Genomic DNA, 13,144 nt, shown 5'->3' on the forward strand with positions numbered 1-13,144 from the left:
GGGGTGTCCCCGGGGTCGGAGTCGGCGTTGTCGGCGCCTCGGGCCACAATGGTCCGCGTCGACACCCGCCCGGACGGACCCGTCCGGCACCCGTACACCCCGAACCTTGGTTAAGGAGCCGCGCAGCGATGGCCCGCCGCAGCACGAAGACCCCGCCGCCGGAGGACTTCGAGGAGAAGATCCTCGACATCGACGTCGTCGATGAGATGCAGGGCTCCTTCCTTGAGTACGCGTACTCCGTGATCTACTCCCGTGCCCTGCCCGACGCCCGGGACGGCATGAAGCCGGTGCACCGGCGCATCGTCTACCAGATGAACGAGATGGGCCTGCGCCCCGACCGCGGGTACGTCAAGTGCGCCCGTGTCGTCGGCGAGGTCATGGGCAAGCTCCACCCGCACGGTGACGCCTCGATCTACGACGCCCTCGTGCGCATGGCCCAGCCCTTCTCGATGCGGCTGCCGCTGGTCGACGGCCACGGCAACTTCGGCTCGCTCGGCAACGACGACCCGCCGGCCGCGATGCGTTACACCGAGTGCAAGATGGCCGACGCCACGTCGCTGATGACGGAGTCGATCGACGAGGACACCGTCGACTTCACCGCCAACTACGACGGCCAGGAGCGCGAGCCCGTCGCCCTCCCCGCGGCCTACCCGAACCTGCTGGTCAACGGCGCCTCCGGAATCGCCGTCGGCATGGCCACCAACATGGCCCCGCACAACCTCGGCGAGGTCATCGCGGCCGCCCGCCACCTGATCCGCTACCCGGAGGCCGACCTGGAGGCGCTGATGCGCTTCGTGCCGGGCCCCGACCTGCCCACGGGCGGACGGATCGTCGGCCTCTCCGGGATCAAGGACGCCTACGAGAACGGTCGCGGCACCTTCAAGATCCGCGCCACCGTGGCCGTGGAGGACGTGACCCCGCGCCGCAAGGGCCTGGTCGTCACCGAACTGCCCTTCACGGTCGGCCCCGAGAAGGTCATCGCGAAGATCAAGGACCTGGTCGGCTCGAAGAAGCTCCAGGGCATCGCCGACGTCAAGGACCTCACCGACCGCTCGCACGGCCTGCGCCTGGTCATCGAGATCAAGAACGGCTTCCACCCGGAGGCCGTACTGGAGCAGCTGTACAAGCTGACGCCGATGGAGGAGTCCTTCGGCATCAACAACGTCGCGCTGGTCGACGGGCAGCCGCTGACGCTGGGCCTCAAGGAGCTCCTGGAGGTCTACCTCGACCACCGCTTCGAGGTCGTGCGGCGCCGCAGCGAGTTCCGCCGCGGCAAGCGGCGCGACCGCCTGCACCTGGTCGAGGGCCTGCTGGTGGCCCTGCTCGACATCGACGAGGTCATCCGGATCATCCGGGACAGCGACAACTCCGCGCAGGCCAAGGAGCGCCTGATGGAGCGCTTCTCCCTGAGCGAGATCCAGACCCAGTACATCCTCGACACCCCGCTGCGCCGCCTCACCCGCTTCGACCGGATCGAGCTGGAGTCCGAGCGCGACCGGCTGACGGGCGAGATCGACGAACTGACCGGGATCCTCGACTCGGACAGCGAACTGCGCAAGCTGGTCTCCAGCGAACTCGCCGCCGTCGCGAAGAAGTTCGGCACCGAGCGCCGCACCGTGCTGCTGGAGTCGGCGGGCACGGCGGTCGCCGCGGTCCCGCTGGAGGTCGCGGACGACCCCTGCCGGGTGCTGCTGTCGTCCACCGGTCTGCTGGCCCGTACGGCCAATGCCGACCCGCTGCCCGAGGAGGAGGGCGGCTCCCGCGCCAAGCACGACCTGATCGTCTCGCAGGTCGCCGCCACCGCACGGGCCGACGTGGGCGTGGTGACCTCCTACGGCCGCCTGCTGCGGCTGTCGGTGATCGACCTGCCGCAGCTCCCGGACACCCACGCCGCACCGAACCTGGCGGGCGGCGCCCCGGTCGCGGAGTTCGTCTCCGGGCTGGAGGCCGACGAGACGGTGATCTGCCTGACCTCGCTGGACGAGTCCTCTCAGGGCCTGGCCCTGGGCACCGAGCAGGGCGTGGTCAAGCGGGTCGTGCCGGACTACCCGGCGAACAAGGACGAGCTGGAGGTCATCACCCTCAAGGAGGGCGACCGGATCGTCGGCGCGGTCGAACTGCGCACCGGCGAGGAGGACCTGGTCTTCATCACCGACGACGCCCAGCTGCTGCGCTACCCGGCGGGCCAGGTGCGCCCCCAGGGCCGTCCGGCGGGCGGTATGGCGGGCATCAAGCTCGCCGAGAACGCCAAGGTGATCCACTTCTCGGCCGTCGACCCGGCGCGGGACGCCGTGGTGTTCAGCGTGGCGGGCTCGCACGGCACCCTGGACGACTCGGTGCGCTCCGGCAAGCTGACCCCGTTCGACCAGTACCCGCGCAAGGGGCGCGCCACCGGTGGTGTGCGCTGCCAGCGCTTCCTGAAGGGCGAGGACCTGCTGGTGCTGGCCTGGGCGGGCAACGCCCCGGTCCGCGGCGCCACCGCGAACGGCGCTCCGGCCGCACTGCCCCCGGTCGACCCGCGCCGCGACGGCTCGGGCGCCGCACTGCCGGCCGACGTCCAGGCACTGGCGGGCGCCGCGCTGTAACGGCGGGTGCGGGGCGGGCGGTCCGTGCGGATGCCGGGCCGCCCGCCCCGCGACCCGACTACTGTTTTCCCGGTACACGCGGGTGGGGGGAGAACAGAGCTGATGAGTCGTCGGTCGAGCGGATTGATCGGGGTCTGGGCGGAGGCCCAGCGGCAGCAGCAGCGGACGCAGCTGATCCAGCAGCGCGAGGCCGAGCGCCGGCAGCGGGCCTACGAACGGGACGCCGCCCGGGACCGGCGGGAGCAGCAGGCCGCCTACAGACAGCACCGGGAGGCCGAGGCGCGCCGGCGCACCGAGCAGCTCGAAGCCGAGGTCGCCGCCCTCCAGGGGCTGCTGGCCACGGGCTGCCGGGCACCGGCGTTCCGGATGGCCTCCCTGGTCCGTGACGAGCGGCTCGAACCCTTCAACCCCGGCACCCTCGCCCACCCGGTGCCGATGCCCCAGCTGCACCAGTTCCAGCAGCAGAGCAGCGGCTGGACCCTCGGCTCGGGGCGTCGCGCCCAGGCCGAGCGGGAGGCCCACGACCGGTATACGCAGGCGTGGCAGGCCGCGCACGCCGCCGAGCAGGAGCGGCTGCGGCAGCTGGCCGCGTACCGGCAGCAGTACGACCGGTGGGCGGCGGAGCAGCTCGCCGGGATCCGCCGCCACAACGGCGGTCTCACCGAACTGGCCGACGCGCTGCGCGCGGGCGATCCCGAGGCGGCGGTGGAGTACTTCTCGGCGGCGCTGTACGCCTCCACGGCCTGGCCCGAGGAGCTGCCCCGCCAGGTGTCGGCGGCGTACGACCCGGCGGCGCGGCAGCTGGTGCTGGACTGGGAGCTGCCCCGGTACGAGGCGGTGCCGGAGACGAAGTCCGTGCGGTACGTGGCGGGCACGGACCAGGACAAGGAGACCGCCCGGCCGGCGACGCAGCGCCGGGCGCTCTACCGCGACCTGCTGGCCCAGTGCGTCCTGCTGGTGCTGCGCGAGGTGTACGCGGCGGACGAGTTCGGGGCGCTGGAGTCGGTGGTCGTCAACGGGTTCGTGGACGACCACGATCCGGTGACCGGCCGGGAGGCACAGCTGGTCCTGACGACCGTGCAGGCCCCGCTCTCCGCCTTCTCCGGGCTGCGGCTGGAGCAGGTGAGCGCGGTGGACTGTCTGACGGACGGCCTGCGCGGGCAGTTGTCGGCGCGGCCGGACCAGCTGACGGCCGTACGGGCGGGCCGCAGGCCGGGTGAGGTCGGCGGCGCCGGCGGTGTCGTCAGCCACGGCGGGCACGCGGACGGGGAGGAGGAGCCCGACCTCTTCCAGATGGACCCGATCGCCTTCGAGAACCTGGTCGCGGAGCTGTTCCGGGCGATGGGCATGGAGGCGGTGACCACGCAGCGGTCGGGAGACGGCGGTGTGGACGTGGAGGCGCTGGACCCGGCTCCGATCCGGGGCGGGCGGATCGTGGTGCAGGTCAAGCGCTACCGGAACACGGTGCCGCCGACGGCCGTGCGTGATCTGTACGGCACGGTCCAGGACAAGGGGGCGAACAAGGGGGTGCTGGTCACCACCGCGTCCTTCGGGCCCGGGTCGTACACCTTTGCCAACGGCAAGCCGCTGGAATTGGTTCCCGGGGCCGAACTGGTCGAGCTGCTGCACCGGTACGGGCTGCGGGGGCGGCTGGGCGGGGGCGCCCGGGAGGCCGGCGTACCGGCGCAGCGGGGGGCCGGACGGAACGCGGGGACGGCCGCGCGGAGCTCGGATCCGGCCGCCGACACGGTCCCGGCCCTGCCCCTGGCACCGCCGCCGCCCGTCGCGGCCGACCGGAACGTGCTGGGGATGTCCTGGTCGGGCCGGGTCGCGCTCGACGTGTGCGCGCTGGTCTGCGAGGGCAACCGGGTGCTGAGCGAGGACCACTTCGTGTTCTTCAACAACCCGCAGACCCCGGACGGTTCGGTGCGCTCCCGTCCGCACACGGCGCCCGACAAGGCCGCCGTCGAGGTCGGCTTCGACGCCCTGCCCCGGCGTGCCGACCGCCTGGTCCTGGTCGCCGCGATCGACCCGGAGGCCGATCCCGACGCGGACCTGGCGGGCTTCACCGACGCCCGGATCCGGCTGCTGGACGCGGCCGGAGGGGAGATCGACCAGCTGGAGGTCTCGGACGGCAGGGCGGGCGAGACGGCCCTGGTCCTCGGCTCCTTCCGGCGCCGTCCGAACGGCGACTGGAAGTTCGTGATCGGCGGCAAGGGCTACCGCGGCGGCCTGGAGGACCTGCTGCGGGAGTACGGGGTCGAGGTGGCCTGACCGGCGCGGTCGCCCGGTGCGGCCGTGGCCGTCAAGTCCCGCCGGGGCCCGTCCCGTCGCGGAGTCCACGGCCGTGGGGGACCGCGTCCCGGGGCCCGGGTTCCCGGGCCCGCTGTGCGCGGCGGGTCGCGGTGCGGGCGCCCAGGGGGAGGGCCGCCGCCAGGGAGGCCGCGGCCAGTGCCCCGGCCCCGGCGGCCGGCCAGCCCACGGCGGCGCCCGTCGGCGGGGGCCCGAACCGCGGCTGGGCCACGCCCTCCGGGTCCAGGGTCACCTGCGCCGTGCTGCCCACCGGGTGCTCCCGGGCCCAGTCGGCCCCGCGGAAGAAGCTGGGTGACGCGGCGAGGGTGAGGTCGCGGCCGTCCTCCAGCCGTACGTCCGCCAGGTGCACCTCCCCCGTGTCGGGGTTCCCACGGGTCCGGACGGCGGTGACCACGGCCGGGTGGGCCACCCCCCGGTCCCGCAGGATCTCGTCGGCGGCCCGCGCCGACCAGCCGTACGCCAGCGTGACAGTCCCGGCGTAGAGCACCCCGGCGGCGACCCCGGCCGTCCGCACCCCGCGCGGGCTCAGCCCCGCGGAGGCCGCGAGGAGGCCGAAGCCGACGATCCCCGCCAGGGCGAGGTACATCCAGGCCAGTCCCTGGACGCGCGACAGGCCGGAGTCGGCCCGGGTGTGCAGGTCCCACAGCATGAACAGCCGTGCCAGCCCGGTGAAGACGCCGATGAGGGCCGCCGCCCACACGCCCGCCCAGATCCCGGTCCACGTCCCCGCCCGGCCCGCGAGCCGCCGGTCTTCCCCGTCCGCGCCCATCCGCCCAGCGTCCCGGCGACACCCGGCGGGCGTAAGGGCGCCGACCGGACCGGCCGTCGGGCCCGGCTCACCCGCCGGATCCGGGGTCCCCGTCCGGCCCGTCCCCGTCCGGCCCGTCCCCGTCCGGCACGCCCTCCGCCCGGTCCGCCCGGTCCACGTACCGCAGCACGCCCCACATGCTCTCCGGCGGCACGCTCCGCGGGTCCGCCTCCTCGCAGTCGGCCAGCTCGTGCAGCAGCCCCGGCCCGTCGAGGGCGGAGCCGATCAGGACGAGCTGCGTCCGGCGCGGCTCCCCCCGCCCCCAGGGGCCGGGGGTGAAGCGCAGGAAGCGGCCGACCGAGTGGACCTCGTAACGCTCCTGGTGGCCGGGGACGCCGAACCAGACGAAGCCCTTGATCCGGTAGAGGCCGGCCGGGCGGCGGTCGAGGAAGTCGATGAGGCGGCGCGGGGAGAGCGCCTGGTGCGAGGTGAACTCGACCGCCTCGTAGGCCGCGTGCAGGTGCCCCTGGTGGTCCTCCCCGTCGGCGTGGTCGTGTTCCGCGGCCTCCGCGAGCAGGTCCTCGAAGGAGAGCTGTCCCCGGGTGCGCGACCAGGGCCGGCGGTCGAAGAGCAGCTCCGGGTCGATCCGCCCGTGTTCGGCACCGACCACGGGGATGCCCGGGGCGCAGAGCGCGGCGAGTTCCCCCTCGACGCGGGCCCGTTCGGCGGCGTCCACGCGGTCGGTCTTGTTCAGCACCACGAGGTCGGCGACGGCCAGGTGGCGGTCGGTCTCGGGGTGCGCGGCCCGGGTCGCGTCGAACTCGGCCGCGTCGACGACCTGCACCAGGCCGCCGTAGCGGATGGCCGGGTTCTCGTTGGCCACGAGCATCCGGACCATCTCCTGCGGCTCGGCGAGTCCGCTGGCCTCGATGACGATCACGTCGATCCGGTGGACGGGTGCGGCGAGCTTCTCCAGGTACGCGTCCAGTTCGCTGCCGTCGACCGCGCAGCACAGGCAACCGCCGCCGAGCGAGACCATCGAGTCGCCGACCTGGCCGGCCACGGACATCGCGTCGATCTCGATCGACCCGAAGTCGTTGACGACGACCCCGACGCGGGTTCCCGCGCGGTGGGCGAGCAGGTGGTTGAGCACGGTGGTCTTGCCGGAACCGAGGAATCCGGAGAGGACGACGACCGGAACGGTCCGGGCGGGGGGAGCGGGCTGCCTGCTGTTCACCCGGACGATCGTAGTCAGCCCAGCGGGGGGACCGGCCGGGGCGGGGTCGGGCCGGCGTAGCGCGCGGCCGGCCGGATGATCTTCGAATCGGCGGCCTGTTCAAGGATGTTCGCGCTCCAGCCGACCACCCGGGCCGCGCAGAAGGTGGGGGTGAACATCTCGCGCGGCAGCCCGCACAGCTCCATGACCACCCCCGCGTAGAACTCCACGTTGGTGTGCAGCTCGCGGCCCGGCTTGAGTTCGGCGAGGATCTCCTCCACCTGCCGCTCGACCTCCACGGCGAAGTCCACGAGCGGCCCGCCGAAGTCCCGCGCGATCCCCCGCAGCATCCGCGAACGCGGGTCCTCGGTGCGGTAGACGGGGTGCCCGAAGCCCATGATCCGGTCCCCGGCGAGGACCCGCTCCCGGATCCACGGCCCGATCCGGTCCACCGTGCCGATGGCGTCCAGGGTGTCCAGGGCCCGGCTGGGCGCGCCCCCGTGCAGCGGTCCGGAGAGTGCGCCGATCGCACCGGTGAGGCAGGCCGCGACGTCCGCGCCGGTGGAGGCGATCACCCGGGCGGTGAAGGTGGAGGCGTTGAAGCCGTGGTCGACCGTGGAGACGAGGTACCGCTCGACGGCGCGGGCCCGGACCGGGGCGGGCTCCTCGCCGGTCAGCATCCACAGGTGGTTGGCGGCGTACGGGAGGTCGTCGCGCGGCTCGACGGGATCCAGGCCGCGGCCCAGCCGGTGCAGGGCCGTGAGCAGGGTCGGCACGGCGGCGCAGGCGGCCAGCGCGTCGGCGGCGCGGGCCTCGGGGGTGAGGTCGTAGACCGGGCGGAAGCCGGCGGTGGCGCCGAGCAGCGAGAGGGCGGTGCGCAGCCCGGCGAGCGGCCCGGAGGCGGCGGTGGCGCGGGCCAGGGCGGGCAGGGCGTCCCGGACGGCGGCGGGCAGGTGGCGCAGCGGCGCGATCTCGGCGGCGAAGGCGTCCCGCTCGGCGCGGTCGGCGGGCAGGGCACCGCGGAACATCAGGTGCCAGACGTCCTCGAAGGTGCGGCTCTCGGCGAGCTCGACGGCCGAGTACTCGCGGTAGTGGTAGAAGCCTTCCAGGCCCCGGACGTCACCGAGCTGGGTCTCGGTGACCACGACTCCCGCGAGACCGCGGGGTACTTCGGCAGTGGTGTTCATGGATCGACCATCCATCCTTGACTTAATCCTTGTCAATATTGATTGAATCAATGTATGTAGGCTGTGTGTCATGTCTGATCACGCAGCCGACGTCCCTCCCGCCCCCGAGGGGACGCGGCGGCTCACGACCCAGGAGGCCGCCCGCCTCCTGGGGGTGAAGCCGGCCACCGTGTACGCCTACGTCAGCCGCGGCCAGCTCAGCAGCCGGCGCGACCCGGTCGGCCGGGGCAGCAGCTTCGACGCGCGCGAGGTGGAGGCCCTGGCCCGGCGCAGCCGCCGCGAGGCGGCGGGCCCTCCCGGGGAGCTCTCCGTCCGCACCTCGCTCACCCTCATCGAGGCCGACCGGTACTACTTCCGGGGCGTGGACGCCGTCGAACTGGCCTCGCGGTACGCCTACGAGGAGGTCGCCGAGTGGCTCTGGACGGGAAGCCTGCCCCACGGGGCCCGGTTCGCCGCTCCCCCGGAGGCGCTCGCCGCGGCCCGGCGGGCGGTGGCGGCCCTGCCGGAGCACAGCGGCCCCCTGGACCGGCTGCGGGTCGCCGTCACGGCGGCGGCGGTGGTGGACCCGCTGCGCTTCGACCTGTCCGAGGAGGCCGTACTCGGTTCGGCGCGCAGCCTGGTGCCGACGCTGGTCGGCGCCCTGCCGGAGGCCGCCCCGGCCCGCGTCGGGGACGGACGGCTCGCCTGGGAACTGTGGTCCCGGCTGACGGCCGTGGATCCCGACCCCGCGGCCCTGGACGTGCTGGACCTGGCGCTGGGCCTGCTGGTCGACCACGACCTGGCCGCCTCCACCCTCGCGGTGCGGGTGGCCGCCTCCGCGCGGGCCCATCCGTACGCGGTGGTCTCGGCCGGGCTGGGCGTGCTGGAGGGTCCCCTGCACGGGGCGGCCGGGCGGCTCGCGCACCGGATGCTGGCGGAGGTCCTGGAACGGGGCGGCGCCGCGCCGGTGGTGGCGGACCACCTGCGCGCCGGGCGGCGGGTACCCGGCCTCGGCCACCGCCTGTACCGGGGGGAGGACCCGCGGGCCCGGGCCCTGTTCGGCCGGCTGGAGGGGCTCCCCCAGGCCGGTCCGGCGCTGGGCGCGGCCCGGGAGGTGGCCGCCGTGATGGCCCGCCACGGACTGCACCCGAACGTGGACCTGGCCCTCGCGGTGCTGACGGTGTCCTGCGCCATGCCCGCCGAGGCCGGGGAGACGGTGTTCGCGGTGGCCCGGACGGCGGGCTGGATCGCGCACGCGCTGGAGGAGTACCAGGAGCGGCCCCTGCGCATGCGGCCTAGCGGCCACTACGACGGCCCCCGCCCGCCCCGGCCCCTGCCGTGACCTGACCGGGCGGCGACCGGCCCGCGCGGCCCCGGCGGTGACGACACCGGCGGCGTCGTATCCGGCCGGCGTCGTCACCGGCCGGCGGGCGGACTCACAGCGGGCTGCCCCACCGCGCGGCGATGGCCCGGGCCCGGGCGAAGTGCCCGGCGGCCTCCGCGTCACGGCCGAGGAGGCGGGCCAGTTCGCCGAGCGTGCGGGCGACGGGGCGGACCGCCACGGTGAACCCGGAGGAGGGCGGCGGGGCGTCCCGGTAGGGCAGCAGGGCCTCGTACAGATCCCCGGCGCCCCGCCGTTCCCCGAGCGTCACCAGCGTCATCGCCCGGAAGGTGGCGAAGACCTTGAACAGGTAGTCCGTGCGCAACTCCCCCGCCGCGGCCAGCACCTCGCGGGCCTCCCGCCCCTCCCCGGCCGCCGCCAGCGAGACCGCGAGCAGGTCCCCGGCGAGCGGCCCGTACCCGGCGTACACCCGCCGGGCCCACGGCAGCGCCTCGGCGAGCCTGCCCTGGCTCGCGCGAAGGGTGGCGGTCGCGATCACCAGATGACCCTCGGCGTGCGGTGATCCCTGCCGGGCCATCCGCTCCGAGGACCGCCGGTAGAGGCGCTCCGCCTCCTCGGTGCGGCCCTCGATGTGTGCCAGCGTGGCCGCCGCGGTCTCCGCGACCGCCATCGGGCCGGGCATGCGGTAGGTCTCGGCGAATCCGGACCAGCACTCCACGAGGCGGCGCGCGCCGGGAACGTCGCCTTCGGCCGCGAGCGCGGTGGAGCGGACGAACATCCCGTACCAGCGGTGGGCCGGCAGGTCGTGGGCCGCGCCGAGCCCTTCGAGTTCCTCCCCGAGCTGGGCCCGTTCCGCCCACTCCCGGTCGGCGTCCAGCTCCTTGACCAGTGTGGCGAGCGCGCCGGCCCGCAGCACCGGATCGCCCAGTCCCCCGGCGAGGGCCAGCGCCTCGCGTGCGGCGGCCCGGACGGCCGGGATCCGCGCGTCGGAGAGCTCGGCGGCGTACGCGCCCAGCAGCCGGCACCGTACGGCCGGGTCCGGGCCGGACCCGGCCAGCAGGCCGTCGAGCAGCTCCACCACCGGCTCGTCCACCGCTCCGTACGGGCGGGTCTGCCACGGCGTCGGCTCGTCCCAGGCGGTGAAGGCGCGGACCAGCAGGTCCTCACGGCCCGCTTCGACCGCCCTGCCGATGGCCGTGGAGCGGGTGGTGCGGGCGGCCATGACCGCGCCCGCGCGCACCTGGGCCCGGAGCAGGCGCCCCAGCAGCCCGGCGCGCTCGGCCTCGCGGTCGCCGGGACCCGCCGGGATCCGGTCGGCGCTGGTCACGGCGTCGGCCAGCAGGGCGGCGGCCACCTCGTGGGCGTAGCGGGCCTCGGCCAGGCCGGCCGCGCGCAGGCAGTACTCCACCGCCTTGGCGGCCGTCGCCGCGGAGGCCGCGCGGGTGTAGTGGTGGGCGAGCAGGGAGACCTCGTCGGGGCCGAGCCGTTCCAGGCACTGCGCGATCCGGCCGTGCATGCGGGCGGAACGCAGCCGGCTGAGTTCGGCGAGCAGGGTGTCGCGCACCAGGGCGTGGGCGAAGCGGATCCGGCCCGGTGCGGGCTCGACGAGCAGACCGGCGAGCAGTCCGGCCTCCAGAGCGGCCAATACGGCGTCCTCGTCGGCGTCGGCCGCCTCCACGAGCACGTCGACCCAGGACTCCCGTCCCGCGACGGCTGCCAGGCGCAGTACGGACACCACCGCGTCGGGCAGCCGGCCCAGGCGGCGGCGCAGCACGTCCCGCACCCCTTCGGGTACCTCCGAGAGGGCGACCAGTGAGCCCTCGCTGCCGAGCAGGCGGGCGCTCTCGCGCACGTAGAACGGGTTGCCGCCGGTGCGTTCGGCCAGGGCGGTCAGGGTGTCGCGGTCCACGCGCGGACCGCCCAACGCCCGTACGACCTCGGCCACGGCCGCTTCCGGGAGCCCCCGCAGCGCGATCCGGAGCGGCGAGCGGCGGGCCAGACCGGCGAGGGTGTCGCCGAGGCGGCCCTCCACTTCGTCGGGGCGGTAGGCGCCCACGACCAGCAGCGCGGTCCCCGACGGCAGGTCCGCGACCCCGGCCAGCAGGGCGAGGGTCTCGTGATCGGCCCAGTGCAGGTCGTCCAGCACGATGGCGACGGGCCGCTGCCGCGCCGCCTCGGCCAGCCACCGCCATACGGTCCGGTGCAGCCGGAACCGCCCCGCGGCGACGTCACCGCCCGGGGGCGGCGGCGCGGGTTCCGCCTCCCCGAGCAGTGGCGCCAGTACGGCGGCCGCCCCGGGGCCGGGCGCGACGGCGCCCGCGACGGTGCGCAGCGCCTCGACCCAGGGCCAGGCGGGCGGCGCCCCTTCGGCCTCGGTGGTACGGCCCACCGCGACGAGCCAGCCGTCGGCGCTCAGCCGGGCGCCGAACCGGCGCAGCAGGGCGGACTTGCCGAGCCCCGCCTCCCCGGTGACCAGCGCAACGGCGGGCCCTCCGGCCAACGCATCCCGAGCCACCCCACCCAGCCGAGCCAACTCGGCCCCCCGCCCCACGAACAACGCCCCGCCCCCACCCCCGAGTTCCCACCCACCGAGGTCGCCCCCCGCCACGGGCTCCCACCCGCCGACGCCCGCCGCTCCGGCTCCCCCTGCGTCCGCCGCCCCGGCAGCCCCCGATCCCCCGGCCGCTCGGCTCCCGTTCCCGGGCCGCAATTGGGCCCCTCCCACGCCACCCGCAGATTCCGGGACCCCGTTCCCCGCAAGCACACCCGTCGGGCCGCCCCACGCCGCCGACGCGCCCGCGTGCCCGGGGCCGCCGTTCCCGCTCCGCCCGAGGTCTGCCGTCCCGGCAGCCTGCCGGGCCGGGTCCGGCCCCGGCCACTCCCCCGCCCGCGCACCGGCCCCGCCCCCGGAGGTACCCGGCGCCTCGGCACCTACGGACGCCGCACCCCGCGCCGGGCGCCCCAGCGCCTCCCGCAGCGGGGCGTCGTCCTGCGTCAGGACCGCCCGTTCCAGTGCGACGAGCGCCGGCCCGGGGTCCAGCCCCGCCTCCTCCGTCAGTACGGCACGCGCCCGCCGCAGCGTCGCCAGCGCGTCGGCCTGCCGCCCGGCGGCCCAGAGGGCGAGCGCGTGCAGCCGCCAGGCCTCCTCCCGCAGCGGCTCCTCCCCCGTCAGCAGCGCCGCCTCCGAGACGGCCCCGGCGATGTCGGACCCCCGCAGCCCGGCGGCGACGCCGAGTTCGCGCGCGGCCAGACGGAGTTCCCCGAGCCGCATGATCTCGGGGTGGCTCCACGGTTCGTCGGCGGAGTCCGCGTACGCCGGTCCGCGCCACAACGCGAGCGCCTCGCGCAGCAGCCCGCGCGCGGCGTCCGGATCGGCGGCCAGCCGCTCGCGGGCCTCGCCCAGCAGCCGCTCGAACCGCCGGGCGTCGACCGCCTCCTCGGGCAGCCGCAACGCGTAGCCGGGCGGCGTGCTCACGAGCAGCCGGGCCGGGGTGCGCGGGGCGCGCCCCGGCTCCAGGAGCCGGCGCAGGTTGGAGACGTAGGCCTGGAGGGAGGAGATCGCCCGGGCCGGCGGAGCACCCTGCCAGAGCTCCTCGATCATCCGGTCGACGGAGACCACGCGACCGCGCGCCGCGACCAGCAGGGCCAGGACGGAACGCTGGCGGTGGCCGCCGAGCGGGATCGGCTCGCCGTCCCGTTCGGCCGTACAGGATCCCAGTACGCGTATGTACACCATGACCGGACCAACCTAAGCCGGACCGATCAATTCCCGCC

At 75.4% G+C, this 13,144-nt stretch carries 7 protein-coding genes; 3 read left to right on the forward strand and 4 right to left on the reverse strand.

Translation table 11 applies throughout. The annotated features are described in order from the left end of the window. Positions 1 to 128: 128 nt before the first annotated feature. The gene (locus SLAV_RS10550) at positions 129 to 2,585 is read left to right on the forward strand and encodes a DNA gyrase/topoisomerase IV subunit A (protein WP_030235283.1); all 2,457 of its coding nucleotides are present in this window, start codon (positions 129 to 131) and stop codon (positions 2,583 to 2,585) included. 102 nt (positions 2,586 to 2,687) lie between these two features. Then, on the forward strand, positions 2,688 to 4,859 hold the full coding sequence (locus SLAV_RS10555) for a restriction endonuclease (RefSeq protein ID WP_030235286.1): 2,172 nt from the start codon (positions 2,688 to 2,690) through the stop codon (positions 4,857 to 4,859). A gap of 31 nt (positions 4,860 to 4,890) precedes the next feature. Here the strand turns inward: SLAV_RS10555 and SLAV_RS10560 are convergent, their stop codons facing one another. From SLAV_RS10560 to SLAV_RS10570, 3 genes are all read right to left on the reverse strand, one after another. Further along, on the reverse strand, positions 4,891 to 5,667 hold the full coding sequence (locus SLAV_RS10560) for a hypothetical protein (RefSeq protein WP_030235288.1): 777 nt from the start codon (positions 5,665 to 5,667) through the stop codon (positions 4,891 to 4,893). A 67-nt stretch (positions 5,668 to 5,734) separates the two neighbouring features. Then, the gene (locus tag SLAV_RS10565) at positions 5,735 to 6,883 is read right to left on the reverse strand and encodes a CobW family GTP-binding protein (RefSeq protein ID WP_051841207.1); all 1,149 of its coding nucleotides are present in this window, start codon (positions 6,881 to 6,883) and stop codon (positions 5,735 to 5,737) included. 14 nt (positions 6,884 to 6,897) lie between these two features. Next, positions 6,898 to 8,049, reverse strand: coding sequence for a citrate synthase (locus SLAV_RS10570; RefSeq protein ID WP_100660858.1), 1,152 nt, complete (start codon positions 8,047 to 8,049; stop codon positions 6,898 to 6,900). Positions 8,050 to 8,119: 70 nt separating this feature from the next. On the opposite strand from SLAV_RS10570, the gene SLAV_RS10575 reads away from it, so the two are divergent. Then, positions 8,120 to 9,370 (forward strand): citrate synthase, encoded by a 1,251-nt coding sequence (locus SLAV_RS10575; RefSeq protein ID WP_030235296.1) that lies wholly within the window; start codon positions 8,120 to 8,122, stop codon positions 9,368 to 9,370. Positions 9,371 to 9,464: 94 nt separating this feature from the next. Here the strand turns inward: SLAV_RS10575 and SLAV_RS10580 are convergent, their stop codons facing one another. Further along, on the reverse strand, positions 9,465 to 13,106 hold the full coding sequence (locus SLAV_RS10580; protein ID WP_100660859.1) for an ATP-binding protein: 3,642 nt from the start codon (positions 13,104 to 13,106) through the stop codon (positions 9,465 to 9,467). Between the last annotated feature and the right edge of the window lie 38 nt (positions 13,107 to 13,144).

It is taken from the genome of Streptomyces lavendulae subsp. lavendulae, from assembly GCF_002803845.1.
GTDB classification, from domain to species: Bacteria; Actinomycetota; Actinomycetes; order Streptomycetales; family Streptomycetaceae; genus Streptomyces; species Streptomyces lavendulae.